This is a genomic window from Paraburkholderia sp. RL17-381-BIF-C, assembly GCF_046026435.1.
Taxonomy (GTDB): domain Bacteria; phylum Pseudomonadota; class Gammaproteobacteria; order Burkholderiales; family Burkholderiaceae; genus Paraburkholderia.
In genome coordinates this window covers 90589-115293 of sequence record NZ_JARESX010000019.1, presented here as the reverse complement: position 1 = coordinate 115293, position 24705 = coordinate 90589, and the positions used below count along the sequence as shown (strand labels likewise).

Below are 24705 nucleotides of genomic sequence, written 5' to 3'. Positions count from 1 at the left end.
CCCATCAATGATGTATGCCACCCATGCGTTGAGAGCCTTTGAGGAGCTTTCGCCCTGACTATCAACGTAGCCGGATTTCTGCCGGTTTCTGTCGCGCTATCCAGTTCTCCGACAAAGCGTCGTAGCGTGCGACTTACTGCGGCGCCATGTCCGCATGATGATGCATATGCCCATCCATCGCATCAGCACCGTGGTCCGACAGCTGCGCGTCGAACCATGCGTGAAGTGACGACACCAGATTCGGGTCATTGCTGCGATAGGTGAGCTCGCCTCCACCTCTAATGTCCTTATACGTAATCGATATCTGACCAGGCTTTGCCGCCCTGAGTTGCGCCAACCCGGGCATGTCGGCTCCGTGAGTCCGGGCGGGCCCCGAAAAGTCGCCACGCTGAAACTGCGTCTGTATTTCACGCAGATGCTTGCGAATCAGCCCAATTTGGCGGCTATCAGACGGGTTTTTCGCAATTACCTGCTGGCTCCCACCATCGTCCGATTTGGTGAAGATGTGAGTTGTGGCCTTGAGGCTGAACGGCATGACCTCCGCACCTCGCTGCGCGACCTCGGCCTGACGTTCAGCGTCCGCCGCGAACGATTCAACCGCCGCGCCCAGGCCTGCCATCACGATAAGCGCAGTAAATAATGTGCCCGGCTTCATTGAATGAAATTCCTGCGTAGTAGACAGTGATCGCCGATTACACTCAATCCCCTCTCGTGCCGGCCACAATCATGTCAAGAACAAAGAGCAGCATGGGTAATGCCACGATAACGTCGCCAGCATCCGTCAGCGCCAGAATCAGGCCGACAACAGCTCCCGGTAGCATACTGACTGCAGCCATGCGGTCCATTCCTCTGCCCCTATAAGCGCGGGAATTGCGCGAACGGCTCACCAATCCGTGCGCAGCGTGTCAGCCCTGCTGCCGACTCAATTTCGCGCGTTCGACGAACTCGAACACGGCCATGCCACCGAGCATTGCGGCCACAAAACCCCATGCTTTCGGAAAGCCAGCGCCCAGTGCGACCAGCGCGGGTCCCGGGCAAAATCCCGCGAGCCCCCAGCCGATGCCGAATACCGCACTTCCCAGCACAAGTCTCAACGTCACGTTGGTACTGGCCGGAATCTGCATGGGCAGCCCCAGCAGGGATTTCTTGCGGCCTTTTGCAAACAGGAACGCGATAGAGCCGATGGCTATCGCGCCGGCCATCACGAATGCAAGAGAGGGATCCCATCGTCCCGCGATATCGAGAAATCCCAGCACCTTCGCCGGATTAGCCATGCCGGACACGATCAGGCCGACTCCAAACAGAAGGCCGGAAATTAAAGCAGCGAGCAAACCCATTTCAACCTCCAAGCAGATGCCTTGTCACGAACACGGTCATAAAACCGCTTGCCATGAATGTTGCCGTCGCGACCAGCGAACGGATAGAGCCGCGCGAGATGCCGCAGACACCATGGCCGCTCGTGCAACCGCTCGCGTAACGCGTGCCTATGCCGACGAGAAAACCCGCAATGAGTATTTCGGTCCACCCGGCCTGGATATCAGGCGCTACCGGGTTTCCAAGCAGGCTTGCCAGCACCGGTGCTCCAATCAACCCGGCAAGAAAAGCGACACGCCAGCCGGCATCTTTGTGTGGCGCGCCAAGCAGCCCACCGAGGATGCCGCTGATGCCAGCTATACGTCCGTTGGATAAAACAAGCACGGCAGCCGCGGCGCCGATCACCAGACCGCCAGTCAATGACAGGCCCGGCGTAAAACTCGCGATATCAATCGACATGGCCTCTCCTCACCTTCATTGGGCGCAAAACTGGTCGTACAGCACGGTCATGACCGCAATCGCTTCCTTGCTCGCGATGGAATAAAAGATGCTCTTTCCCTCCCGCCGCGTCTCAACGAGCTCGTTATCCCGAAGCACCCCAAGTTGTTGTGAGAGTGTGGGCTGACGTATGCCTAACTGCTCTTCCAGGTCACTCACGCACAACTCGCCCTGGGACAACTGGCACATCAACAGCAACCTGTCGGGATTGGCCAGCACCTTCAGGAGACCACAGGCTTTCTCCGCCGATGCCTGCATTACCGACAGATCGATTGGGGCGGACTTCTTCCTCATCTCACCTTCCTATCATTTGCACATTGATAATATATCAAACTATATATTATTTGTGAGCACAATGAGCGCTATCTCAGGATGGTCGGGATGCAGCGCATAGTTCGACCAACTGTTTCGTGAAGACGGAGAGTTCTTCATCGGAATGTGAACGGCAACCATGTCGCTGATCACCTCGCCGCTTTCCTCAGTCGCGTTAACGAGTCGTAAATTTTTGCATTGGCATGACACGGGCAGGCAGGTCGACGCTCCTGATGGCCTCGCCAAGTCGTGCGCCATTCATCGCAGGCGCCCACTGGTCGATCATGCCCCCGCGCCGCCCATGTCGACCGCGCTGACGCCGTCAGGCCTTTATGTTGATGAGGGTGCCTACCGTCTGACCGCTGGAGTTGACACTCGGCGCGGCGCCCGATGGTGCTGCAACCGCCGGGCTAGCCTTCCGGCCCCCGTCATCAGCGTCGCCGTCGAGGTCGGGTCCGACTTCACCAGCTTCACCACCCTTGACTGCCTTTTGCGGCGTCGGATATTGCGCGCTGATCTGAGGATTCGCGATGGAGGAAATTGTCATGGTTCACCTGAGGACGAATGTGAGCACGACCATTCGTGCTCGATGCAGATAACGGCGCCATGATTTTTTACTTGATATCTATTGAAAGAAATATTCGGGAATCGAAAAGTCAATCGGATAATAGCCCGGCGCGATCCATTCTTCATTTTTCGGGTGCTTAAGTTTTCCTTCAGGTCGATATGCTAGATTCAGCGCAATTCGATTCATCTCGATGAAACCGGTATCTAAATTTTCGCGGTCCGACTGGTGGCGCGACTCGTGGCGCATGCCCCTGAAGAGCTATTCGTGACATCCTTGTTTCGGCTGTCGGCAGTCGCCCTGATACTGGGCGCGCTCCTGGTGATCAAGCGTATGGCGCGAAGAGCGTTTCGTGTTGGCCTTGTGCGTAATGATGTGACCTTCACAGGCACGTCCTCACATCGAGCATTGATTTCGCTGACATGCCCGCAACGGCCGCTAGTCATTCTTCACATTAAGCTCGCTGGCGTGGCGAGAGATACCTTTCGTCCATAGGTAATCGGAGTTTTCGCTCGAAGCGGCCCGGCTTGTTGCGGGGAGGGATATCTCCGTTCGACCACCATCAATCGTCAACGGCGCTGAATCCATCTGCGTAGCGGCATTCTGAATGACTGTTCCGGAAATGTTTTACGTGTCGATCGATGAGCCGCGGACAAAATGCTTTCTCTGAATTAAATGCGTGTACAGATTGCATCGGACCTCCATCTGGACGTCCTCGAAAAAAACAGAGGCTTCAATGACTTACCGCTTCAAGTCGCAACCGACGCGGATGTTCTTGTCCTTGCTGGCGATGTTCATTGTGGCACGCACGCTGTCGACTACTTTGAGCACTGGCCGGTGCCGGTTGTCTATGTTTCGGGGAATCATGAAGCATTTGGATTACCTTATGCTTCGGTCGTAGAGGCGCTTCGAGTCAGGTCGGCTGGCACACAGGTCAGATATCTTGAGCGTCAATCTGTCGTTATCGGCGGCGTACGGTTTCTCGGAGCCTGCCTGTGGACCGACTACGAGCTCTACAGCACGCGTGATTCGAGTATGGATTACGCACGCGCCCACATGTCGGACCATTCGGCGATCTGGCTTACTGATACCGAACGCTTCAGCCCGGAACACGCTTTTATCGAACACAAAGGCGCGGTCGACTGGCTGACGCGCCAATTGAGCATCCCGTTTCCAGGAAAGACAGTCGTGGTGACTCATCACGGCGTGTCACCCGATTCGATTCACCCGCGCTTTCTGGATCACCCAATCAATCCTGGCTTTCTCAGCGATCTACGCAACCTGCTTGGCCAGGCGAATTTATGGATTCACGGCCACGTGCACGATTCGTTCGATTACCACCACGGTGCGTCGCGGGTCGTTGCGAATCCGCGTGGATATCCGGCCAACCTCGGCAACGCCAGGTCATACAGTGACCTTACGTGGGAAAATCCGGCGTTTTGCTCGACCAAGGTGGTGGAATTATGATTCACCGCGACTGCGGCAGCGGCGCCGGCTTGGCAGCAACCGCCTTCGCTTATCGATATGACGACGGTACAGGGCATCTGATCATGGAACCGACTGAGTCCCGACTTGCCAACCGCCTTTAAAGGCAGCACTTTCTCGCCATCTGGAGTGGTTCGAAGGCGGTTGATGTCACGTCCAAAGGATGACCCTTCAAGGTGACGCGCTTCGCACTATTTTCGCGAGCGTTCAGTTGCGCATCGTGCGCGTAGCCACCGCCAGATCAATCGTCATCGTCGCCGCGGTGATGGTGCTCCCATCCGCGGTGGCGGCCGTGATCATGCCACCTGCGTTCGTCGCCGTAACCCCCTTCATAGCGGTATCCATAGCCATAGACCGGTGCCGGCGCGTAGACCACTGGCGGCGGTGCTTCATAGACCACTGGCGGCGGAGCCTCATAGACGACCGGGGGAGGTGCGGCATAGACGGGACCCGGCACACCGAGAAACACGCCGATATCCGCATGTGCGAGAGCCGCGCTGGATGCGCACGCGGCGCAGAGTCCCGCCGCCAGAAAAAGGGTAACGCGTTTCATGGATATCTCCTGTATCGCCGGCTTCTGGCGAATACCAGGCAATGGCGAACAACGCGGATTTTAGAGAGGCGCGCGGACGCAGGTGCGTCCGAAGTGTCAGTTCTGTAACCGGCAGTAACCCGCTGCGAAAACTGCCGGGTACAACCATGATTACGACACGCTTAGCGAGTCTCCTGAGACATGGACGCGCTCACCCACCTGGACCGAGGGCTGCGTCGAGTAATTGAAATTCCGGTAGCTGCCGTCCTGCATTCTTACCTGCACCTGGTAGCTCGTCGCCTTGCGCACCGCATGCTCGATGCCGTTGCCCGCCAATCCGCCGCCAACCGCTCCTGCAATCGTTGCCAGCACGCGACCGCGCCCTCCTCCAACCTGGTTTCCCAACAGACCGCCGGCGACAGCTCCGCCTACGGCGCCAAGACCCGTCGTTGATTCGGGTTCCTGAACTGTGTTAATGGCCACAACTTCGCCGGCATTCGGGTCGACGGCGACCGGCCTCGCTGCGGGCTGTGCCGAGTTTTGATAGGCGTCGTTGTTCCCATATCTCGGAGCCTGCTCGGGCGCCGCGCTACGATGATGATGGACGCCTGGTTGCGCTGGCGTCTGCTCATGCGTGACGCGCTGCTCCGCGACCGGTTGCGGCGACGTCGCCGGGGCGCTGGCAATTTGCGCGGCCACAGGTGCTGCCGCCGTCGAAGGCGCGGTCGTTGCCCGTGACGTTGGCAGAATGCCGGTCATCGCAGCGATGCCTGTGGCACTGGCCAGGATGACGGCCACAGCCGCACCGGCAACCAGAGGGTGAATACGACTGCGTTGCGGCGAATTGGAAGTCAGGTTGGTGTTCATAGTGCGCTCCGTTGACGTATGTCAGCAAGAACGCGGGAGCCGGCAAATTGGTGGACGTAATGCCGGCAAGATTTGTAAGCACTTGTAGCATTTCCCGTCGACTGGTCGGCTCGGGGTTTCATCGAAAAACCGACGCTGTAGCGACCAGCGCCTCAGGCTATGGCACCAAACTTGACTACCATTGTTCAGGCAGCCGCTTGTGCAGGTTGTACTTCAACCGTGACATGCGAGAGGCCCTTGAAACGCTTGAGGACCGCGTGATAGAAGCGCGAATCGCGATGCAGTTCATTGGTCGCAACGGACACCACAGCGCTCATATGGCCGGGGCCGAGTCGCCACACGTGCAGGTCAATGACCTTGTCACCCGAGTCTTCAATCACCTGACGGACGCTGTCCGCCATCCGTCGGTCGGGGTTGATGTCGAGCAGAATCGCGCCTGTGTCACGCATCAGTCCGTAGGACCAGTTCGCAATCACCAGTGCTCCAATGACACCGGCGAGCGGGTCCATCCAAAGCCATCCGAATGCGCGCGCCAGCAGGAGGCCGACAATGGCCAGCACCGAGACCGCTGCATCTGCTATCACGTGGATGTAGGCAGACCGCATGTTGTGGTCCCGAATGGCCGCATGATCCACCTCGTCGTGATGCACATGTTCTTCGAATTCGACCTCGTACTCGCCGCCCGCCATCCGCACCACAGCTTTAAATGCGTGCGGCTCCGGAATGGGGTCTTTCGACTCCAGATACCCACCCCGCTCTACTAAATCAAACACCTGTCGCGATCCGTCAGGTCGTACGGTCGTAATGGCTCCCCCGGCCGCTTCCAGCCGCGAACCCGCAGTCGCAGGCGCAACCCGAAAGACTGGAGGCACACCGTCTTCAAAGATAGACACGTCAAACACGCCGGACGCGGTGAAGACCTTCTGTGCGTCGTCTTCGTGCGCATGGTCGTCGTGGCCATGCTCATGACCGTGCCCGTGCCCGTGGCTGTGAGCATGGCTATGACCGTGATGGTCGCCGCCAAGAAGCCAGACACTCGCGAGGTTCACCAGCAGGCCGACTACCGCGATAGGAATCGCCTCACCGAAATGGATGGGTACCGGCGAAAGGAAGCGTGACACTGCCTCATAGCCAATCAGCAAGGCAATCATTGCGAGCACGATGGCACTAGTAAATCCCGCCAGGTCGCCCAACTTGCCCGTACCGAATACGAAGCGGGAATCCGTGGCATGTTTGCGCGCGTACGTGTAAGCCAGTGCGGCAATCAGCATCGCACCCGCGTGCGTCGACATGTGGAGTCCATCGGCGACGAGCGCAAGCGACCCGAACAAACTGCCACCGACGATTTCCGCGACCATCATGGCCGAGCACAGCGCAATCACCGCCCAGGTCCTGCGTTCGTTCTGCTCATGGGCTGAACCCAGAAAGATGTGGTCATGCCCCGCACCGAACGCGGCATCGTTGAAATCACTCATTTTTGACTCTACTTGAAATAGCTGTGAACAACTTCGATGAGCTGTTCGGTCGCGCTGACATCAGGCTCATCCGCGCTTTCTGCATCGACGAGATGATTGCGGATATGGTCCTCCAGTACGACGGCAAGCAGGCCATTCATCGCTCCGCGGCAACTCGTAATTCGCTGCAGAACATCGGAGCAGCCATGCTCTTCCTCGAGTGCCCGCTCAATGGCTTCAACCTGCCCCTTGATACGGCGAACCCGGTTGAGAAGTTTCTGTTTTTCATGGACCGTATGACTCACCGCGCTCCCCAGACACCCCTTCAGGGCGAAAAATAGACTTGAGTTTAACATAGGGGGTGGGGGTATCCGTCGGTTTCGTCAAACCAGCCTTGCGAATTTCGCCTGATACCGCCTTGCTCGTATTCGAAGGCCGATTTCTGTGACCTCGCAACCTTTGCCCACAACCGTGGTCCGAGTGAAGCACGTCCCGCTGACAATTCAGCTGCTCAACATTGGAGGTTGTGATGAAAATCCTGATGGTTTTGACGTCCCACGATCAACTCGGTAACACAGGAAAGAAGACCGGATTCTGGCTCGAAGAATTTGCCTCACCCTTTTATGTATTCAAGGACGCGGGAGCAGAAATTACTTTAGCTTCGGTCAAGGGAGGCCAACCGCCGCTTGATCCAAAAAGTGACGAACCAGACGCGCAAACCGAGTCAACGAAACGCTTTCGCGCTGACAAGGAGGCGCAGGCACTGCTCGCTCATACGCATCCGCTGTCGGAGGCTGATGAAGCGGAATACGACGCGGTCTTTTATCCCGGCGGCCACGGCCCGCTGTGGGATCTTGCCGAGGACTCGAAATCGATATCGTTGATTGAAGCATTTCAAACAGCTGGAAAACCGGTTGCGTTTGTCTGCCATGCGCCTGGCGTCCTTCGGCACGTGAAGGGCACCGACGGAAAGGCGCTCGTGAACGGGAAAAAGGTCACCGGCTTTTCCAATTCAGAGGAGGCTGCAGTCGGGCTTGTCGACGTGGTTCCGTTTCTTGTCGAGTCGGAACTGCAAAAGCTTGGCGCGCATTACAGCAAAGGACCGGATTGGGCGAGCCACGTGGTGGTCGACGGACAGTTGGTGACGGGGCAGAACCCTGGCTCATCGGAGGCGAGCGCAAAGGCAGTCATAAAGATGCTGGGCTGAAATGCGGCGCAGTAGTCGACACCCGAGCAGTGCGGTGTCGACTCTGTGGTCTCGCAGGAGGGCGGGTGACTTTTCTCGCGGATTCGGCCAGTTAAACCGCTGCGCGTGTGCGGCACAACAGGCCTCATCAACGCGAAGACCCAGCCCTTGCGTTCAGGCTTCGCTTCATGCGGCCTTAAGCCATTGCAGAACCCGCCCCCAGTCCTGCGGCGTCATGGCGCCGAACCAGTCGTCGTGATCGGCGTTGGGCAACAGCATGAGCCGGGCGTGATCGTGTTCGCTTGCGAAACGGCGTGCATGCGCGACCGGAATCAACTCGTCTCGTTGCGCCCCGATGATGACCAGCGGCCCCTCATAACGCGATACGGCGGCGATCGAATCAAAGCGGTCGTGCAGTAGCCACCGCACCGGGAAAGCCGGATACTTTTCAGCGGCCACATTCGCAAGCGAGTCCCACGGCGTAATAAGCACGACGCCCGCGATTGCCGACTCGTTGCCCTTGACCACTTGCGATGCCATGCCCGCGCCGAGCGACTCGCCCACTAGATAGACTGGACCGCGCCATTGCGAGAGCACGGATGCCAAAGCTTCACGGGAAGCAACCGTCGCCGCTTGCATGGTCCGCTCACCTCCCCGCTTGCCGTGCCCCGGATATTCGACAATGACGACCCGATACCCGGCGTGTACGAATACATTGGCGAGCGGCAGCTTGGTCTCCGCCGACTCCTCGTTGCCGTGATAGACGATGAACGTACCGCGCGGTTCGTGCTCCGTCGGCGCGACGACGTAACCCGCGTACGCGCCTTGCGCTTTCCACGCGTCAATGTGGTTACCCGCGTTCACGACCGTGCGCAGATCCGCCGCGTCCGGGGTGGATGGAAGCAGCATGCGGTCCTGCATCAGATACAGCGTCAGCGCCGCGCCCAGATAGGCGGCGACAGCGAACCATAGGGCATAGGTGAGCACTCGCATGCTTTGTCTCGTGCGAAGCGGCTTTACTAGTTTCGGGGCCGATATAAGGACAAACGCCGGATCGATGCGCTAATTCCCATTGGTCAGTTTGCTGCCATTGCATTCGGGAAAACACGGCCCAGTCCAAACTTTGCCTGATATCGCCGGATATGTCACAAAAGTGTCTGGCACAATCACTGTTTCATGGGTCAATGTCACCTCGCCGTATATAACAAAATGAAAGTCAAAAACTCTCGCCGCTGGGCGCCGCGAGGCCGCAGACGGTGGATTATTGCAGCTACGGCACTTTTTACCGCCGCTGCCATCCGATCGGTACTGCACCCGCTGCTTGGTCCGATCATGCCGGGCACCGCCTTTCTCATCGCCGCCGTGCTCGTGGAATACTATTGTGGTCTCGCGCCCGCATTCAGCGTGATGCTGGCGGGACTCTGTCTCGCGGATTACCTGTTTGTCCCGCCGTACGGACGCCTGGACGTCATCGACGCGTCGGATATCCGCCTGCTGGTGTCGTATCCGCTGATCACGATTGTTGTGATCACGCTGGTCGAGCGTTTGAAACGCGCGCAGTATCGCGCCGAACTTCTGGCGTCTGTCGCGCAGTCGCGCTATGAAATGCTGCTGCGCGGCGATAACGAACGCCTGCTCGCGCGTCGTGCCACGGATGAAATGCATCGCATGCTGCATCACATCGCCCAGCACAACCGCTCACTTATTCTCATCAAGGCAGTCGATCCGGCAACGAGCGCGCCGCCTAGCAGTTTTGTTGCGGCGGCGGCGACTTCCACGGCCGACGGCGTCATCGACGACGAATCGTTTCGTACGGGCATCGCCTACGGCACCAGGAATTCGGAAGTGCATCAGGATGATCTCGCGCGTGTGAACGACCGCCTGATGCCGGGCCATCACCGCATGCGTTTTCTATCGAGTGGACACGGTTGGCGCGCGGTCGAATGTATGTGCGAACGCTTCATTACGCCGTCCGGCGAGTTTCTGATCCTTCGGGCGGAAGACTGACCATGAAGCCCTCTCCATTTCCCTCCGCTCAGGGCAACGATCACGCTGTCCTGCTTTTACACGGCCTGTCGAGTTCTCCCGCGGAATTGCGCTTCCTTGCGCGCGCGCTTGCCGAAGAAGGCTTCGTGACTCACACGCCGGAGCTTCATGGCTACAGTGCCGGCACGGGACATGCGCCGATGGAACAGTGGATCAGCGCTGCCGTCGCCGAATTCGACGCGCTTGCCGCGCGATACCGGCACGTTTCGGTATGCGGACTTTCCATGGGCGCGACGCTGGCCGCCGCCGTCACTCAACAGCGCCCGACCGCGCGCGCGTTGCTGCTGTTGTCGATCACACTCAGTTACGACGGCTGGGCGATTCCCTGGTATCGATTTCTACTCGACTACGTCTACTACACGCCGTTGCGCTCGCGCTATCGCTATCGCGAGCACGAACCCTACGGTCTGCGCAACGAGGCATTGCGCTCGAAAATTGCGCGCGTGATGCAAAGAGGTGAAATCAGCGAAGTGGGACCCGCATCCATTGCGATGCCCGCGCTTCACGAAGCGAGCCGGCTTGCGAACTGGGTACGCGAGAAGCTGAAGAGCATCAGCACCGACTGCCTCATCATTCATGCGATCGACGACGAGACGTCCAGTCCACACAATCCGCAGTATGTCGTGGCGAACGTCGGCGCGTCGTTTCTTCGCACCATCTGGCTCGACGACTCGTACCATATGATCACCTCTGACAACGAGCGCGAGGTAGTCGCGCGGGAATGCGCGCTATTCATGCGCGAAAGCGCCGCAACGTCGGCGTCCTGCAACAATCCGACGCCTGTCGTATCACGGGCGCTCGCTCGACGCCTGAGACAGTTGGCCGCCGTGGCGAGGAAAGCATGAAGCTCCATATCGCATCTTTCCGACGCCGCTGCCTGGCGCTCGCAGCGGTAAGCGCGTGTTGTACGACGGGTATCGCGCACGCCGATGAACCGCAGGCGGACAGCGACTGGAAAATCTCGGTCGGGCCGGGCATGTATGTGTTCCCGAAGTTCCCCGGCTCCTCACAGTTGCAAGTGCTTCCCTTCCCCGTGCAGGACATTTCATGGAAGGACCGCTTTTTCTCGCAGGGTCCGGATGTGCTCGGCGTCAACGTGATGCACGCGGAGAACTATCACCTCGGCATGTCGGTGAGTTTCGACTTCCAGTCGAGATCATCGTCCGACGATGCGCGGCTCAAAGGCTTACCCGATGTGCACTATGGACCGAAGCTGCGGATCTTCGGCGATTACACGTGGTGGGCGTTCACCGGCGCGGTGGCGGCCTACCAGGACATCGCGGGAACGGGGCAAGGTCTGACGGCGATGGCCGATCTGTTCGTATCGGCGCCGATCGGCAACTGGCTGATTTCGATGGGTCCGGGCCTCACGTGGGCCAACGCGACCTATACCCAGACGATGTTCGGCGTCACGCAGCAGGAAAGCGCGGCATCGGGACTACCGCACTACGATACCGGTTCCGGTTTGCGCGATGCTCACTTCAACGTGAATGCCACGTACAAGATCAGTCCGCACTGGTCGGCGAACGTTGCGGCCGTTGTGGGACGCCTCGAGCGTTACGCCGCCGGCAGTCCGATCACCGAGCGCCGGCTCGACCTCAACGGGATGGCGTCGGTCCTTTACCGCTTCTAGCAGCGAAACTCATTCGCGCAATCTCACTGGACGGAATGAACAATGGCGCTCAAAGAAGCCGGACGGGCCGGCTATCTGTGCATTCGGAATGAGTTGCCTTCACTACGTCCTGATGGAACTGCATGGTTTTCCATGCCATCCGATAGCGCGGATGATCAGGCTGCCGGCTCCCTCCTGGTTGGCCGCTGCGGAATCAGCACGATACACGCCACCATGAAAGTAAGCAGGATACCCGACGCATACAGCCGACTCACCTGCAGTCCGCCCTGCGCCACCGGTTTATCGAGGAAGTCCCCCAACGTCGCGCCGAGTGGCCGGGTCAGAATAAACGCTGACCAGAACAGCGCCGTGCGCGATACACGCGTCCAGAAATAAAGTGCGGCCACGACAATCAGGCCCGCTCCAAAGAGCATTGCGCCATATTCGTATCCGATACCGAGCCCGCCGCGGTCTTCACCCGCTACCCAGTCCCCGAGCGCCGTGCCGAGCGTTTGTGAAAACAGGATCGTAATCCAGTAAAACCATTCAGCCCTGGCGGTGACGATGCTCTCGACCGAGACCGTCCCCTCCGACCGATACCATATGGCCAGACTGCCAATCAATAGCGCAACGACTAGCGTAGTCCCGCCGGGATATCCGATGCCTAGCGATCTATCGGCGAAGTCCGCCATTGTCGTACCCAACGTGGTCGTGGCGACAATCGTCGCCCAGTACAGGAAGCGATGGAAATCTCTTGCCTTGACCTGGGCGGAAACGAGGGCGACGAATAACACGAGGAAGATCGAAGAGCCGACCAGATAACCAAGATTCAGCGACATGGATACCCAATCTCCGCCGGTTTCCCCCAGCGTCGTCGCGGCCACCTTGATCGCCCAGAATCCGATCGTTACCTCGGGAACCTTGCTGACAGCCTGGCTGGCAAAGCTCGCAGTGCTTCCTTTCATGTTCATTCCTCTTTCTTTGCACTTCAATCGATCGTTGCGCCCGCAAGCGCCTGCGCCTCGCGCCAGCGGCGCCGAAGACGTGGCAGACAGATTGCATCAGTCAGGTTAACACCCGCTTAACCAGGCCGTTCGCGCGTATTCAATCCACACGGAAGCCGGATAAGCGTCACCTAAGGTTCAACACGTACTCTGATGATGCACGTCACAAGGGCCCTCGACGTGATGCTCCAGATCGGCGCGCAGGACTCGAAGCGCGAAGGTCAGGAATATTCATTCAGATTCCCAAGGAAAACGCACTATGAAACGCATCCTCTCCATCTGCATCCTTGCCATCACCGCTTCGCTGCCTGTCGCCAGCTTCGCGCAGGCGACCAATGGTCCACTCACGCGCGCCGAGGTGCGAGCGCAAACAGCCGAAGCCGAGCGACACCACACCCTGCATCAATCCAAAATGGGTTATCCGGCTTCTCAGCAATATGCGAGCCCGCGCCAAACAGCCGGTGCGACTGGTTACGGCACGCAAACGGGCGGATCGTCAGAATCTCGGACGCCGCCCGCTCATGTTGCGTCGTCTGGCGCGGATGCCGGGCTTTTCACTCACCACTAGACTGTCCATGCGTCGTCTGTCGACCGGCGCATCGCGCCGTTCCGCAGCGCTTTCGTTTGCCCAAGAATGCGACGGCGTGCATGAGGGCTTCGATCCGCTTGCTCACGAAAGGCAGATAATATTGACCAAACGCTTAACAATTGCTTAAGGAAACGTTAATTCCGGATGCGCGACAATGTCGGATGGTGAACAACGCAAGGAGCGCCGATGCGTCTGCTTCTGGTAGAAGACGATGAAATGATTGCGGAAACCGTGCTCGAATCAATGGGGCGCGAAGGATATGCAATCGACTGGGCACAAGACGGCCGGGCGGCCGAGTTGTCGCTTGGCAACGGCGTGTACGACCTTGTCCTGCTGGATCTCGGCCTGCCTAAAAAAGACGGCATCGACCTGCTCAATAGCTACCGCAAACAAGGTGGTCAGGCGCCCGTCATCATCCTGACAGCACGCGACTCCGTGAACGAGCGCATTCGCGGCCTCGACGCCGGAGCCGACGACTACCTCATCAAGCCCTTCGATCTGGATGAACTGGCAGCAAGAGCGCGGGCGTTGCTGCGACGACGAACCGGCCAGAAACAGCCGATCTATTCCCATGGTGAACTGACGCTTGACCCCGCCGCTCACGAAGTGAGGAAGAACAGCGCACCGGTAGCGCTCGTGCCGCGGGAGTTCGCGCTGCTGCAGGCGCTGATCGAAGAGCCCGCGCGCGTCTTCACCCGGTCCGAACTCGAAGACAAACTGTATGGATGGGGCGATGAAGTGGGAAGCAACACAATCGAAGTGCACGTGCACAGCCTGCGGCGCAAGATCGGCGCAGAACAGATCGTGACGGTGCGTGGCGTTGGCTATCGATTGAAGAGGCATGAATGACGTCGATTCGCCGCTGGCTACTCGGCTGGCTGATCTGTGGCCTCGCCGCCGCCTCCGGAATTGCTGCATTCGGGATTTTTCATACGGCCCGCGAAGAGGCCAATGAACTGTTCGACTACGAACTGCGTACCGTTGCCCTATCCTTGCCATCGAATCTCGAAACGGCGGAGACAGTCGAGCGGCAAGGCTCGGAGTTCGAAGGTATTTCGGACGACCGGATTCTGATCGAGATATGGGACAAAGGGGGCTCGCTCGTCTACCACTCCCGCTTGTCGCCGGTTCTGGCGCGACTGCCCGCGGGTATTCGCACCATCGAACGGGGCGAGGCTCACTGGCGCGTCCTGGGCTTGCAGCAGCCGGACCGCTTTGTCCAGGTTGCGCAACCGGTGTCCGTACGAGAAGCGCTGGCGCTCCACCTCGCGCTCCATACCTTGTGGCCGCTCGGCCTGCTGATGCCTGTGACCATCGTACTCGTGCTGTTCGTCGTGGCGAGAGGTCTCGCGCCGATTGGCGGCTTATCGCGCTCACTGGCAACGCGCTCGCTCGATTCGCTCGAACCATTGCGTCTCGACGGCCAGGTGCCGGTCGAAATCCGGCCGCTCGTCGATGCATTGAACGACCTGCTGCAGCGTCTGAACGCCGCCTCACAGGCGCAGCGCACTTTCATTGCGGATGCCGCGCACGAACTGCGCTCGCCGCTTGCCGCGCTGAAACTGCAGTTGCAGGCAGCGTCGAACAACGGCACCTTGAAAGACGATGGCCAGACGATCGAGCGGATCGACACACGGCTCAATCGCATCATCCGCCTCGTTCAACAGCTTTTGACGCTTGCAAGGGAGGATGCAAATCCGGCAAACGAAGGCGTATCGGTCAGCTTGAGGAAACTCGGCGAGCAGGCAGTCAGCGATTTCTCCCTGCTGGCGGAACAGAAGCAGATTGATTTGGGCCTGGAGTTCCGGCATCCCGTGACGCAGGACAATCCGTGCGATGTGCGAGCTGATCCGCACGGGGTGAGTGTGCTGCTGAATAACCTGATCGACAATGCGATCCGCTACACGCCGCAAGGCGGCAGGGTCGACGTCGTACTCTGCCTCACAGGGGAGCGCCTGGGCTTCGACGTGGTGGACACCGGACCTGGCATTCCCGAGCGAGAGTTGGAGCGTGTGCTTGACCGCTTCTATCGCGGAGAGCATACCAAGGGGACGGGCAGCGGGCTCGGACTCGCCATTGCGGCCCGTATTGCGCAGCGACAGCAGTTGACGCTCAAATTGGCGAACAACGTAGATGTAGCCGGTCTCACGGTGTCAGTCCGCGGATTTATCAGACCTGACGGGTCCAACGCAGCGGCACTTTAGCCCCACCTTCGACGTACGAGGAACCCTTCGCCTGCGTTCGGCGCGACAACGATCACACAATTGCCAAACACTGTCTGATCACGACGGGATTCGAGGCGTGCAAGACGTTCAAATACTCGCGACAACGTTCCGGTCAACGTTAGCGATTCAGCTCAACTTTTCAACCCACCACTCAATCCTTAAGGAAACCTTAAGGCAATTGCTGATTGCTGTTTTTTTCCAGTCCATACCATTAGCCGCTTGCTGGTTATGGAATCGAAAGCGCCCATTCATCCTGACGACTCAATTGCCCTGCACATTCATTCCCGGATTACCAAATGTTTCGTGGCAACCTGAAAAAAGGACGGGAAATGAAGACGATGCGCATAGGGAAACGCAAGCAAATCGGCCTTGGCGTGGGCGTTGCCCTGCTCGCCGGGCTGTACTCGATGGGCGCGGCGGCGGCCGATCAGCATGAACACGAGCACGAGCACGAGTCAGTGAAGCATGTGTTGCTGATCAGCTTCGACGGTCTGCATGAACAGGACGTCGCACGCTGCATCGGTTCGAATGCATGCCCGAATCTTGCGCTGCTCGCCAGGTCTGGTACGACCTACACCAATGCGCACACACCGGGCCTGTCGGATTCGTTCCCGGGTCTCGCGGCGCTCGTCACCGGGGGCTCGCCCAAATCCGCCGGCCTCTTCTACGACGTATCCTACGACCGCACGCTCTTCGCGCCGTCCGATAGCAATTGCACCGGCAAGCAAGGCTGGAATGTCGTATTCGACGAAACGACTGGCATCGACGGCGAGAACGGCGGCGCACTAACGCATCTCGACGGTGGCGGCGCGTTCAATCCGCAGGCTATCCCGCATACGTTGGTCAATGGTGTCTGTGCGCCCGTCTATCCGCATAACTATGTGAAGACCAATACGATCTTCGAAGTAGTCAAACGCAACGTGAAAGGCGCGCGCACCGCCTGGGCAGACAAACATGCATGGGGCTACGACTGGCTGAACGGGCCGTCAGGCACGGGCGTGGACGATCTCTCGCGCACCGAGATCAACTCGATCGATCCGGCCACCAAGACGAACTACACCGACGTCTATACGCACACGGAAAAGTTCGACAATTTGCATGTGCAGTCGCTGATCAATGAGATCGACGGCAAAGACTCCACAGGTCAATCCAGCGCCGATGTGCCCACACTGTTTGGCACCAACTTCCAGACTTTGAGCGTCGCACAGAAGGCGACGGTCGCGCATGGCGGCGGCTATCTGGATGCGAGCTTCACGCCGGGGCCGCAGGTCAGCAATGCGATTGCTTATCTTGACAACGCTCTGGGTCGCATCGTGACCGAACTGAAGCAGCGTAATCTCTATTCGTCGACGGCGATCATCGTCACGGCCAAGCATGGGCAGTCACCGACCGAACATTCGAAGCTGATCAAGAACGGCGACACGCTGTCGAAACTGCTTGAAACAAGCAACTATCTGGATCCGAACGGCAACTTCGGGCAGAACGCTACGAAGAGCGGCAACCTCAATGACGGAACGGGCCTGGTCGGAACGGGTTTCGTCCAGACCGATGACGTCGGACTGATCTGGTTGCGCGATCAAAGCCAACTGTCTGCCGTCGTGAAGACCCTCAAAGGCAACCTCGGTTGCAACGCTCCCGGTATTTGCGCAGACGGTCCGCAGGCATACATTCTCTACGGCCCGCAATTGACCGGCCGGTTTGGGGACCCTGCCGATGGACGCACGCCTGACATCGTCGTCCAACCGAACCCGGGTGTGATCTATACCTCGAGTACGGCAAAGGACGAAGAGCACGGCGGCAACGCTCCCGACGACAGCCATCTCGGTCTTGTGATCTATGTGCCCCACGCCCAACACACTGGACAGATGAACGGCGAACATGTACTGACCACACAAGTTGCGCCCACGATTCTGCGTTTGCTCGATCTGAAGCCAGAACTGCTGCATTCGGTTGCTGTTGAAGGAACGCGTGCGTTGCCGGAATTCGATCGCGAGCACTTCTAGGCGAATGGCCGTGCTCCGTGGCTGAAAGCGCGGCACTTCAATAGTGCGATGCTTCAGGATATCCAACGGCGTTCGGTGCTCGCGCAGACGGAAGCGTCATGAGGGGCGTCGCTCCCGGTTAGCCGAGTTGGGCGCTCGACGACATGTTCGCAAACATGTTGTCGAGCGGCGCAGCGATCTATCGCTAGCCAGTGCCAGACCGCTTCACACCTGCGCCTTCGGCCGACCGCTGCCCTCACCCGCACCCGCCCGCACATCAAACGCCCCGCCCGTCAGCACCTGATCGCGCAACGTGACCGGCCTCTTGCCGGGCAACAACGGGAACACAAGCTCCGCGAAACGGATCGACTCCTCGAGATGCGGATAGCCGGACAGCACAAAACTATCCGCGCCCGCGTCGACATACTCCTGCAACCGCGCGGCGACCGTCTTTGCATCGCCGACCAGCGCCGTGCCCGCGCCGCCGCGCACCAAACCCACACCGGCCCACAAGTTGGGGCTGATCTCCAGCTTGTCGCGGCGTCCGCCATGCAACTCCGCCATCCGGCGTTGCCCGACCGAATCCATGCGCGCATAGTTCTCCTGCGCGCGGCGGATGTCTTCGTCGTCGAGCTTGCTGATGAGGCGCTCGGCTTCGGCCCATGCCTCTTCGTTGGTCTCACGCACGATCACATGCAGACGCAGCTTGCGGCCATGGGCGGCGGCACGCCGCTGCACATCGGCGAATTTTTCGGCGACGGCGGCAGGCGGCTCGCCCCACGTCAGATACGCATCCACATGCTTGGCCGCGAGTTCATGCGCGGCCGGCGACGACCCGCCGAAATACAGCGCCGGCGCCGGCTGCTGCACCGGCGGATGAAAGTTGCGCGCCTGCTCCACGTGAACGTATTTGCCCTTGAAGTCCACCGTCTTGCCGGAGAGCAGATCGCGCCAGACGGTGAGGAATTCGTCGGCGGCCGCATAGCGCTCGTCGTGGGGGAGAAACACGCCGTCGGCGGCGAGTTCGGTGGCGTCGCCGCCCGGCACCACGTTCAGCAGCAGGCGTCCATGCAACGCCTGGTCGAGCGTCGCGGCCTGGCGCGCGGCGGCAGTCGGGCCGCTGATCGAGGTGCGCAACGCGACCAGAAGCTTGATGCGCTGCGTCACCGGCACGAGACTGGCGGCGGTGACCCACGGATCCTGACAACTGCTGCCGGTCGGAATCAGCAAGCCGTCATAGCCCAGACTCTCGGCCGTGACCGCGATCTGACGCATATATTCGTTGGTCGGCGGCCGGCCAAAATCGGACTTGCCGAGATAGCGTGTATCGCCCGAGGTCGGCAAAAACCAGAAAATATCGAGACTCATGCGTGCTCCTGTGACAAACGTTGTGCGAGGCGGACCGTGTACGGTTTCATACCGCCTCCGCGGCATGCTGCCGGAAGCTCGCCGCCGCGTGCCGGGCCGGCAACTGGTCGCCCTCCCCGAACAGCTTGTGGCGCAGCGCGCCGTCGGTATAGGCGGTCTTGTACAGGCCGCGATTCTGTAATTCCGGCACGACCAGATCGATAAAATCTTCGTAGCTTTCGGGCACCACCGTGCGGCTCAGGTTAAAGCCGTCGACGCCCGTTTCCTCGATCCACGCCTGCAGTTCGTCGGCAACCTGCGCGGCGCTGCCGACAATGGCCGGATAGCGGCCGCCTAGTTCGAACATCTCCAGCAACTTGCGGCGTGTCCAGCCGTGCTGTTTGGCTGTTCGCGTGGCCGATTCGATCGCGTTGCCGGGCGCGTAGTCCACCGGCGCGTCGAGATCGTATTGCGCATAGTCGATACCCGTGCTTGCCGCGAAGTGCGCGAGCCCGGCTTCGCGGCTCGCATATTGCCGATAGTCGGCATATTTCTCGCGGGCCTGCTGCTCGGTTGCGCCCGCAACCACCGCGGCGCCGACGAACACCTTCACGTCCTCCGGACGGCGGCCGGCCTGCACCAGTTGCTCGCGCAACGTGCGCACGGTTTCGCGCGCGGCTTGCCGGTTCGGCGGCGAGATGAACACGCATTCGGCGTGACGCGCGGCGAACCACTGGCCGCGCCCGGAACTGCCGGCCTGGAACAGCACTGGCGTGCGCTGCGGCGACGGTTCCGCGAGGTGATACCCCTCCACGTTGTAGTACTTGCCCGCATGCCGCACCTGATGAACCTTCGCCGGGTCCGCATACACGCGTCCCGCCTTGTCGCGCAGCACCGCGCCCTGCTCCCAACTGCCTTCCCACAGCTTGTAGAGAATCTCCAGGTATTCGTCCGCCCGGTCGTAGCGCTCGTCGTGCGGCAGTTGCTCGCTGAGTCCCATGGCGCGCGCCGCGCTGTCGAGGTAGCCCGTGACGATATTCCAGCCGACCCGGCCTTGCGTCAGATGATCGAGCGTCGAAAACCGGCGCGCGAGAATATAGGGCTGCTCGTAGGTGAGATTGACCGTCACGCCGAACCCAAGATGCTCGGTCACGGCGGCCATTGCCGACACCAGCAGCGTGGGATCGTTGACGGGCAACTGGATCGATTCGCGCAACGTCACGTCCACGTTGCGTTGATAAACATCGTAGACGCCGACGATGTCGGCGAGAAAGAGCCCGTCGAACAGTCCGCGCTCCAGGGTGCGCGCGAGGTTGGTCCAATACGGCAGCAGACGGTAGTCGCTCGAACGGTCGCGCGGATGCGTCCACAGGCCGTGGTTGATATGACCCACGCAGTTCATGTTGAACGCGTTGAGCAGGATCTGTTTCTTCGCCATCACAAGGCTCCATGCCGCGGCGGCAGCTTGTCGTTGAGGTAGTAGTTGCCCACGGCGTGATACTTCCAGCGCACCGGGTCGTGCAACGTGTGAGTGCGCGCGTTGCGCCAGAAACGGTCGAGGCCGAGACCGTCGAGCGTCGCGGCGGTGCCGGCGAGTTCGAACAGGCGCGACCCGGCATCCAGCGACACGGTCGTGGTGAGCGCGCGCGCCTCGGCCACAGCGATCGACGCCTGCGCGACCGACTGCTCGGTGGGCTGCGCCTGCGCGGCATCGACGAAGCGACCCGCGCGGCGCAGCAACGCTTCTGCCGCGCGCAACCGCACTGAGAGGTCGCCGAACTGCGCAATGGTCAGCGGATCGTCGGCGGCCCGTTCGACCTTCGCGTCGATCCACGGTCGCGAGTGCTCGCGCACGAATTTCAACGCGGCTTCGAAGGCGCCGCGCGCCTGACCGAGATCGATTGCCGCATGAATGATCTGCGCGAGCGGCCCGATCGTCGTGGCGCGCTCGAATGACGCCTGAAACGGCACGACCCATTCAGGCTCGACGTGCACATGATCGAACTGCACCGACCCGCTGCCGGTGACACGCTGGCCGAAGCCATCCCAGTCGTCGGTTACGGTGACGCCCGGTGTGCCGCGCGGCACGAACGCCAGATAAGTGACGTCGCGGCCCTGCTCTTCGGCGACGACCAGCGTGGGGATCCAATGTGCGTAGAGCGCGCCCGTGCAATAGAACTTCCGGCCGTCGACATACCAGCCGGCCGCCTCTCGCGTGAGCCGTGTGCGTCGTTTGAAATCCTTGTGGCCGATTTCCGCGAGCGCATTGCCAAAACGCTCGCCCGCGAGCACCCGTCCGTAGAAAAAGCGCTGTTGCTCCAGGCTGCCGCCAACGCGCAGCACCTCGAGCGCATAGAAATGGTTCTGCGGGATCTGGCCGAGCGAGCCGTCGGCTGCGGCGATCGTTGCGGTGACTTCGGCGAGCGTACCGTTGCTCACACCCGCGCCGCCGAATTCGCGCGGCACGGTGACGCCCCACAGGCCGCTCGCCACGAAGGCGTCGAGTTCGGCCCACGGAAGCCGCCGTTCGCGATCGCGCAGTGCGGCTTCGGACGCGAATGCCTCGGCCAGAAAGCGAGCGACGAGACGCGCCTGCGCGTCGTCAGCGATCAGCTCGGGAGTGGGCAGCGAACGCAGTTCGCGAGGCAGCACGGCTGGCGCGGCGCTGTCGCCAACCGCGGAAGAAAGGTCAATGGTCATGTTTCAATTCCACGAATGCCGCGCGGGAAGCACCTGATTCAGGTGATAGTTGCCGAGCAGATGCAGCTTCCAGCGCACCGGGTCATGCAGCGTATGAGTGCGGGCATTGCGCCAATGCCGGTCGAGGTTGTGTAGCGCACGGGTCGACGCGGAGCCGGCCAGTTCGAACAGCTTTTCACTAGCCTCCAGCGCGATGCGTGTGGTCAACACCTTGGCCTCGGCAACGGCGACGGAGGCGCGCGCGCTGGCTTCGGCATCGATCGGCCGGGTCGCGATCGCGTCGAGCGTGCAGCCGGTTTCCACCAGCACTTCATGCGCGGCATGCAGGTCGATCTCCAGACGGCCGACATCGGCGATGATGTACGGGTCGTCGGTTGCGTGCTCGAGGCCGGAATCGACCCACGGCCGCGCGCGTTCGCGCACGAAGGCGAGCGCGTCGGCAACGGCGGCCTGTGCGATACCCTGGTCGATCGCCGCCTGAATCAGTTGCGACGTCGGGCCGGACAGACCCGGGCGGTCGGCCAGTTGCCAGATCGGCAAGACGTCCTGCGGATCGACGGGCACCGCGTCGAAGGTGACGGTGCCGCTTGCCGTGGTGCGCTGGCCGATGGCGCTCCAGTCGTCCACCACCGTCAGGCCCGGCGCATCGCGCGGCACCCAGACCTGCACGGCGCGTCCTTCGTCGTCGGTCGCGCGCGTCGGGACGCGGTGCGCGAACAACGCGCCGGTCGAATAGAACCGCTTGCCGTCGAGGCGCAAGCCGTCGGGCGTCGCGCGCAGGCGCGTCGAACCCTGCAGGACCGTCGCGGCCGCCGCCGAGCGACGTTCCGGGCCGGCATTACCAAGCCGCCGGCCGGCCAGCACTTCGCCGTACAGACGCTCTTTCTGCGCCGGGCTGCCGACTTCGCGCAGCACGCCCAGCACGCCGAACTGGTTCTGCGGAATCTGCCCTAACGCGGGATCGGCCGCGCAGAGGTTCACGAAGACTTCGGCCAGCGTCGCGAACGACACATCCGCACCGCCATATTCGCGCGGCACGGTGATGGCGCCGAGACCGCTTTGCGACCATAGATCCAGTTCGGCCCATGGCAGCACGCGATTGCGGTCACGTTCGGCGGCGCCCGACGCGAAAACGTCGGCGAGGGTGCGGGATGCGGCGAGCGCCTGTGCGTCGTCAGCGATCCGCGTGACGCGCGCCGGATCGGGACGCGCCGGCAGTCGCGACGCGACAGGGCTGGATGTGGGACTGGACATGATGGCTCATACAGACAGTTGAGACCCGTCCGCTTGCGGCGTTTCGGCCTGTTGCCATTGGCAGCAGTACGGGTCCGACTCGCCACGGAAGGGCTAATCGTCTATTGGACCAGTACCTGCGCGTCACGCCTACTATCGAATTGGCAATTGCTTATCACGCGTTCCGATTTGCGGTGACGGCCTGCCCGGCTGCCTTGCGGCTTTTTCATTCGCGGAGTCCACCGAGCGGCAACGGCGTAGCAGGTTCCTCATTCGATCGCATAGTGGCGTGAGCGGACGGTGTGTGCAGCAGGATGCGGTGAGCGATCCATTGCAACGCGGAGCACAGCAGCAGATAAACGATGCCGACGAACACGAAAATCTGTGCGGGGTAAATCATCAGGCGGCTGTTGACCTGATTGGCGAGGAACGTGAATTCCGGCACGCCGACGATATACGCCAGCGAGGTGTCCTTGACCAGCGACACCCACTGATTGACGAACGACGGCATCATGATGCGCACCGCCTGTGGCAGCACCACGTGACGCAACGCCTGCCAGCGTGTGAGCCCGAGCGACAGCGCCGCCTGTTGCTGACCCGCGCCGACCGACACGATGCCCGCATGCACGGCGTGCGACAGGTACGCGCCGCCGATCAGCGACAGCGCGCACACCACCGCGACCAGTCCCGGCACGTCGATATGCAGCAGGATCGGCATCAGGAAGAAAGTCCAGAAGATCAGCATCAATACCGGAATCGCCCTGAAGAACGCGACGATTGCGACTAGCAGCAGATGCACGCCACCGCGTGTCAACGAGAGCGCCACGCCGCCCGCCAGCCCCACCGCCGCGGACAGCAACGCCGACACCACGGATAGCACGACCGTCAGCGCGGCGCCGCCCAGTGGCCCATTGGGGAACGCGCCGAGCAGCAGATACCGCAGCGTCGGCAGCCACTCGAGCGCCGTCATGCCCGCCCTCGCTGCAACGCACGTGCGCCAGTGTGTTGCCAGATCACCAAGGCCGTTTCGATCAACGCGATGGTGCCGATATACAGCACGGTTGCAGTCCCGAAGGCCTGGAAGGTGCGGAAGCTCTCCGTGTCCACCTGACGCGACATATAAGACAGTTCGGCCACGCCGATCGCCATGGTCAGCGACGAGTTCTTCACGACATTCATGTATTGCCCCGCGAGCGGCGGCGTGGCGATACGCACCGCTTGCGGAAGAACGACGTGCCGCAAGGTCGCATAACGCGTCATGCCCAATGCGGCGCCCGCCTGGTATTGCGCGATGCCCACGCCGCGGATGCCGGCGCGAAACTCCTCCGCGATAAAGGCTGTGCTGTAGCAGGTCAGGCCCAGCCAGCCGGCGAACAGTTCGAAGCTCGGCCAGTGCACGGCAAAGGGCCCGGCGCTCAACACATGCGGCGTGTTCAGCCACGTCATCCAGGCTTGAGGCAGCAGCGTCGCCGCGCCGAAGTACCAGAACAGCAATTGCACCAGCAGAGGAGAGTTGCGAAACACGAGTACATAGCCTTTTGCCGCAGCAGCGACCGTGCGATGTTGCGCGATATGGGCCATTGCCAGCCCGAATCCGAGCAGCGTCGCGCACACGCTCACGCACGCCGACAGGATCAGCGTGATGAGAAAACCGTGGGCGAGCCAGCCGAGATAGCGCGGGTCCAGCCAGAAATTCAAGAAATGCATGCGGGAAAAACGCGGTCCGGTATCAGCAAGAAGGCCCGGTCACGCGT

General features: G+C 60.7%; 27 protein-coding genes. 9 read left to right on the top strand and 18 right to left on the bottom strand.

Annotated features, from left to right (window positions below):
• Nucleotides 1-133 precede the first annotated feature (133 nt).
• The 6 genes from P0D70_RS14660 to P0D70_RS14635 form a co-directional block, all read right to left on the bottom strand.
• Nucleotides 134-655, bottom strand: a complete 522-nt coding sequence (locus P0D70_RS14660; protein WP_408185028.1) for an aspartate carbamoyltransferase — start codon at nt 653-655, stop codon at nt 134-136.
• Between the two features lie 43 nt (nt 656-698).
• On the bottom strand, nt 699-836 hold the full coding sequence (locus tag P0D70_RS14655; RefSeq protein ID WP_408185027.1) for a hypothetical protein: 138 nt from the start codon (nt 834-836) through the stop codon (nt 699-701).
• A 69-nt stretch (nt 837-905) separates the two neighbouring features.
• Nucleotides 906-1337, bottom strand: a complete 432-nt coding sequence (locus P0D70_RS14650; RefSeq protein WP_408185026.1) for a DUF6691 family protein — start codon at nt 1335-1337, stop codon at nt 906-908.
• 1 nt (nt 1338) lies between these two features.
• A complete protein-coding gene (locus P0D70_RS14645) occupies nt 1339-1773 on the bottom strand; it encodes a YeeE/YedE family protein (RefSeq protein WP_408185025.1) in 435 nt (144 codons plus the stop codon).
• Between the two features lie 15 nt (nt 1774-1788).
• Entirely contained in the window at nt 1789-2106 is a 318-nt protein-coding gene (locus P0D70_RS14640; protein ID WP_091801279.1) for an ArsR/SmtB family transcription factor, read from the bottom strand.
• Nucleotides 2107-2446: 340 nt separating this feature from the next.
• Complete coding sequence (locus P0D70_RS14635; RefSeq protein WP_408185024.1) at nt 2447-2671, bottom strand: hypothetical protein; 225 nt, start codon at nt 2669-2671, stop codon at nt 2447-2449.
• 693 nt (nt 2672-3364) lie between these two features.
• Here P0D70_RS14635 and P0D70_RS14630 point away from each other — a divergent pair.
• Nucleotides 3365-4156 carry a metallophosphoesterase gene (locus tag P0D70_RS14630; protein ID WP_408185023.1) on the top strand — a complete coding sequence of 264 codons (792 nt, stop codon included), beginning with the start codon at nt 3365-3367 and terminating at the stop codon, nt 4154-4156.
• A gap of 259 nt (nt 4157-4415) precedes the next feature.
• Here the strand turns inward: P0D70_RS14630 and P0D70_RS14625 are convergent, their stop codons facing one another.
• The 4 genes from P0D70_RS14625 to P0D70_RS14610 form a co-directional block, all read right to left on the bottom strand.
• Entirely contained in the window at nt 4416-4727 is a 312-nt protein-coding gene (locus P0D70_RS14625; protein WP_091801288.1) for a hypothetical protein, read from the bottom strand.
• A 150-nt stretch (nt 4728-4877) separates the two neighbouring features.
• Nucleotides 4878-5573, bottom strand: coding sequence for a glycine zipper 2TM domain-containing protein (locus tag P0D70_RS14620; RefSeq protein WP_408185022.1), 696 nt, complete (start codon nt 5571-5573; stop codon nt 4878-4880).
• 185 nt (nt 5574-5758) lie between these two features.
• The gene (gene dmeF / locus P0D70_RS14615; RefSeq protein WP_408185021.1) at nt 5759-7048 is read right to left on the bottom strand and encodes a CDF family Co(II)/Ni(II) efflux transporter DmeF; all 1290 of its coding nucleotides are present in this window, start codon (nt 7046-7048) and stop codon (nt 5759-5761) included.
• Between the two features lie 8 nt (nt 7049-7056).
• Complete coding sequence (locus P0D70_RS14610; RefSeq protein WP_091801298.1) at nt 7057-7332, bottom strand: metal/formaldehyde-sensitive transcriptional repressor; 276 nt, start codon at nt 7330-7332, stop codon at nt 7057-7059.
• A gap of 224 nt (nt 7333-7556) precedes the next feature.
• On the opposite strand from P0D70_RS14610, the gene P0D70_RS14605 reads away from it, so the two are divergent.
• Nucleotides 7557-8234 (top strand): type 1 glutamine amidotransferase domain-containing protein, encoded by a 678-nt coding sequence (locus P0D70_RS14605; RefSeq protein ID WP_408185019.1) that lies wholly within the window; start codon nt 7557-7559, stop codon nt 8232-8234.
• A gap of 165 nt (nt 8235-8399) precedes the next feature.
• Here P0D70_RS14605 and P0D70_RS14600 read toward each other — a convergent pair whose 3' ends face one another.
• The gene (locus tag P0D70_RS14600) at nt 8400-9206 is read right to left on the bottom strand and encodes an alpha/beta hydrolase (RefSeq protein ID WP_408185018.1); all 807 of its coding nucleotides are present in this window, start codon (nt 9204-9206) and stop codon (nt 8400-8402) included.
• A 216-nt stretch (nt 9207-9422) separates the two neighbouring features.
• Here P0D70_RS14600 and P0D70_RS14595 point away from each other — a divergent pair, with 216 nt between their 5' ends.
• From P0D70_RS14595 to P0D70_RS14585, 3 genes are read left to right on the top strand one after another with little or no spacing between them, the layout of a single operon-like run.
• Entirely contained in the window at nt 9423-10220 is a 798-nt protein-coding gene (locus P0D70_RS14595) for a DUF4118 domain-containing protein (protein WP_408185017.1), read from the top strand.
• 2 nt (nt 10221-10222) lie between these two features.
• Complete coding sequence (locus tag P0D70_RS14590; protein ID WP_408185016.1) at nt 10223-11104, top strand: alpha/beta hydrolase; 882 nt, start codon at nt 10223-10225, stop codon at nt 11102-11104.
• Nucleotides 11101-11892 (top strand): MipA/OmpV family protein, encoded by a 792-nt coding sequence (locus P0D70_RS14585; RefSeq protein WP_091801308.1) that lies wholly within the window; start codon nt 11101-11103, stop codon nt 11890-11892. The genes P0D70_RS14590 and P0D70_RS14585 overlap by 4 nt, the downstream gene beginning before the upstream one ends.
• A 155-nt stretch (nt 11893-12047) precedes the next feature.
• Here the strand turns inward: P0D70_RS14585 and P0D70_RS14580 are convergent, their stop codons facing one another.
• Entirely contained in the window at nt 12048-12836 is a 789-nt protein-coding gene (locus P0D70_RS14580; protein ID WP_091808697.1) for a COG4705 family protein, read from the bottom strand.
• A gap of 298 nt (nt 12837-13134) precedes the next feature.
• Between P0D70_RS14580 and P0D70_RS14575 the strand changes: the two genes are divergently transcribed.
• From P0D70_RS14575 to P0D70_RS14560, 4 genes are all read left to right on the top strand, one after another.
• Nucleotides 13135-13443, top strand: coding sequence for a DUF4148 domain-containing protein (locus P0D70_RS14575; RefSeq protein ID WP_408185015.1), 309 nt, complete (start codon nt 13135-13137; stop codon nt 13441-13443).
• Between the two features lie 207 nt (nt 13444-13650).
• Nucleotides 13651-14313: a response regulator gene (locus P0D70_RS14570; protein ID WP_091801313.1), complete on the top strand. Its 663-nt coding sequence runs from the start codon at nt 13651-13653 to the stop codon at nt 14311-14313.
• Nucleotides 14310-15668, top strand: coding sequence for an ATP-binding protein (locus P0D70_RS14565; protein WP_408185014.1), 1359 nt, complete (start codon nt 14310-14312; stop codon nt 15666-15668). The genes P0D70_RS14570 and P0D70_RS14565 overlap by 4 nt, the downstream gene beginning before the upstream one ends.
• A 428-nt stretch (nt 15669-16096) precedes the next feature.
• A complete protein-coding gene (locus P0D70_RS14560; RefSeq protein WP_408185030.1) occupies nt 16097-17692 on the top strand; it encodes an alkaline phosphatase family protein in 1596 nt (531 codons plus the stop codon).
• A 204-nt stretch (nt 17693-17896) separates the two neighbouring features.
• On the opposite strand, the gene ssuD is transcribed toward P0D70_RS14560, so the two are convergent.
• The 6 genes from ssuD to P0D70_RS14530 form a co-directional block, all read right to left on the bottom strand.
• A complete protein-coding gene (gene ssuD / locus P0D70_RS14555) occupies nt 17897-19039 on the bottom strand; it encodes an FMNH2-dependent alkanesulfonate monooxygenase (protein ID WP_408185013.1) in 1143 nt (380 codons plus the stop codon).
• A 46-nt stretch (nt 19040-19085) separates the two neighbouring features.
• Nucleotides 19086-20456, bottom strand: coding sequence for an LLM class flavin-dependent oxidoreductase (locus P0D70_RS14550; RefSeq protein ID WP_408185012.1), 1371 nt, complete (start codon nt 20454-20456; stop codon nt 19086-19088).
• Complete coding sequence (locus P0D70_RS14545) at nt 20456-21718, bottom strand: SfnB family sulfur acquisition oxidoreductase (RefSeq protein ID WP_408185011.1); 1263 nt, start codon at nt 21716-21718, stop codon at nt 20456-20458. The genes P0D70_RS14550 and P0D70_RS14545 overlap by 1 nt, the downstream gene beginning before the upstream one ends.
• 3 nt (nt 21719-21721) lie before the next feature.
• The gene (locus P0D70_RS14540; RefSeq protein WP_408185010.1) at nt 21722-22972 is read right to left on the bottom strand and encodes an SfnB family sulfur acquisition oxidoreductase; all 1251 of its coding nucleotides are present in this window, start codon (nt 22970-22972) and stop codon (nt 21722-21724) included.
• A 205-nt stretch (nt 22973-23177) separates the two neighbouring features.
• Nucleotides 23178-23921 (bottom strand): amino acid ABC transporter permease, encoded by a 744-nt coding sequence (locus P0D70_RS14535; protein ID WP_408185009.1) that lies wholly within the window; start codon nt 23919-23921, stop codon nt 23178-23180.
• Nucleotides 23918-24658, bottom strand: a complete 741-nt coding sequence (locus tag P0D70_RS14530; RefSeq protein ID WP_408185008.1) for an amino acid ABC transporter permease — start codon at nt 24656-24658, stop codon at nt 23918-23920. Before P0D70_RS14530 ends, P0D70_RS14535 begins: the two co-directional genes overlap by 4 nt.
• Nucleotides 24659-24705 lie beyond the last annotated feature (47 nt).

Excerpts from the sequence above, each read along its gene's own strand:
- P0D70_RS14660 (WP_408185028.1), bottom strand. The coding sequence starts at position 655 with ATGAAGCCGGGCACATTATTTACTGCGCTTATCGTGATGGCAGGCCTG.
- P0D70_RS14655 (WP_408185027.1), bottom strand. The coding sequence starts at position 836 with ATGGCTGCAGTCAGTATGCTACCGGGAGCTGTTGTCGGCCTGATTCTG.
- P0D70_RS14650 (WP_408185026.1), bottom strand. The coding sequence starts at position 1,337 with ATGGGTTTGCTCGCTGCTTTAATTTCCGGCCTTCTGTTTGGAGTCGGC.
- P0D70_RS14645 (WP_408185025.1), bottom strand. The coding sequence starts at position 1,773 with ATGTCGATTGATATCGCGAGTTTTACGCCGGGCCTGTCATTGACTGGC.
- P0D70_RS14640 (WP_091801279.1), bottom strand. The coding sequence starts at position 2,106 with ATGAGGAAGAAGTCCGCCCCAATCGATCTGTCGGTAATGCAGGCATCG.
- P0D70_RS14635 (WP_408185024.1), bottom strand. The coding sequence starts at position 2,671 with ATGACAATTTCCTCCATCGCGAATCCTCAGATCAGCGCGCAATATCCG.
- P0D70_RS14630 (WP_408185023.1), top strand. The coding sequence starts at position 3,365 with ATGCGTGTACAGATTGCATCGGACCTCCATCTGGACGTCCTCGAAAAA.
- P0D70_RS14625 (WP_091801288.1), bottom strand. The coding sequence starts at position 4,727 with ATGAAACGCGTTACCCTTTTTCTGGCGGCGGGACTCTGCGCCGCGTGC.
- P0D70_RS14620 (WP_408185022.1), bottom strand. The coding sequence starts at position 5,573 with ATGAACACCAACCTGACTTCCAATTCGCCGCAACGCAGTCGTATTCAC.
- dmeF (WP_408185021.1), bottom strand. The coding sequence starts at position 7,048 with ATGAGTGATTTCAACGATGCCGCGTTCGGTGCGGGGCATGACCACATC.
- P0D70_RS14605 (WP_408185019.1), top strand. The coding sequence starts at position 7,557 with ATGAAAATCCTGATGGTTTTGACGTCCCACGATCAACTCGGTAACACA.
- P0D70_RS14600 (WP_408185018.1), bottom strand. The coding sequence starts at position 9,206 with ATGCGAGTGCTCACCTATGCCCTATGGTTCGCTGTCGCCGCCTATCTG.
- P0D70_RS14595 (WP_408185017.1), top strand. The coding sequence starts at position 9,423 with ATGAAAGTCAAAAACTCTCGCCGCTGGGCGCCGCGAGGCCGCAGACGG.
- P0D70_RS14590 (WP_408185016.1), top strand. The coding sequence starts at position 10,223 with ATGAAGCCCTCTCCATTTCCCTCCGCTCAGGGCAACGATCACGCTGTC.
- P0D70_RS14585 (WP_091801308.1), top strand. The coding sequence starts at position 11,101 with ATGAAGCTCCATATCGCATCTTTCCGACGCCGCTGCCTGGCGCTCGCA.
- P0D70_RS14580 (WP_091808697.1), bottom strand. The coding sequence starts at position 12,836 with ATGAAAGGAAGCACTGCGAGCTTTGCCAGCCAGGCTGTCAGCAAGGTT.
- P0D70_RS14575 (WP_408185015.1), top strand. The coding sequence starts at position 13,135 with ATGAAACGCATCCTCTCCATCTGCATCCTTGCCATCACCGCTTCGCTG.
- P0D70_RS14570 (WP_091801313.1), top strand. The coding sequence starts at position 13,651 with ATGCGTCTGCTTCTGGTAGAAGACGATGAAATGATTGCGGAAACCGTG.
- P0D70_RS14565 (WP_408185014.1), top strand. The coding sequence starts at position 14,310 with ATGACGTCGATTCGCCGCTGGCTACTCGGCTGGCTGATCTGTGGCCTC.
- P0D70_RS14560 (WP_408185030.1), top strand. The coding sequence starts at position 16,097 with ATGGGCGCGGCGGCGGCCGATCAGCATGAACACGAGCACGAGCACGAG.
- ssuD (WP_408185013.1), bottom strand. The coding sequence starts at position 19,039 with ATGAGTCTCGATATTTTCTGGTTTTTGCCGACCTCGGGCGATACACGC.
- P0D70_RS14550 (WP_408185012.1), bottom strand. The coding sequence starts at position 20,456 with ATGGCGAAGAAACAGATCCTGCTCAACGCGTTCAACATGAACTGCGTG.
- P0D70_RS14545 (WP_408185011.1), bottom strand. The coding sequence starts at position 21,718 with ATGACCATTGACCTTTCTTCCGCGGTTGGCGACAGCGCCGCGCCAGCC.
- P0D70_RS14540 (WP_408185010.1), bottom strand. The coding sequence starts at position 22,972 with ATGTCCAGTCCCACATCCAGCCCTGTCGCGTCGCGACTGCCGGCGCGT.
- P0D70_RS14535 (WP_408185009.1), bottom strand. The coding sequence starts at position 23,921 with ATGACGGCGCTCGAGTGGCTGCCGACGCTGCGGTATCTGCTGCTCGGC.
- P0D70_RS14530 (WP_408185008.1), bottom strand. The coding sequence starts at position 24,658 with ATGCATTTCTTGAATTTCTGGCTGGACCCGCGCTATCTCGGCTGGCTC.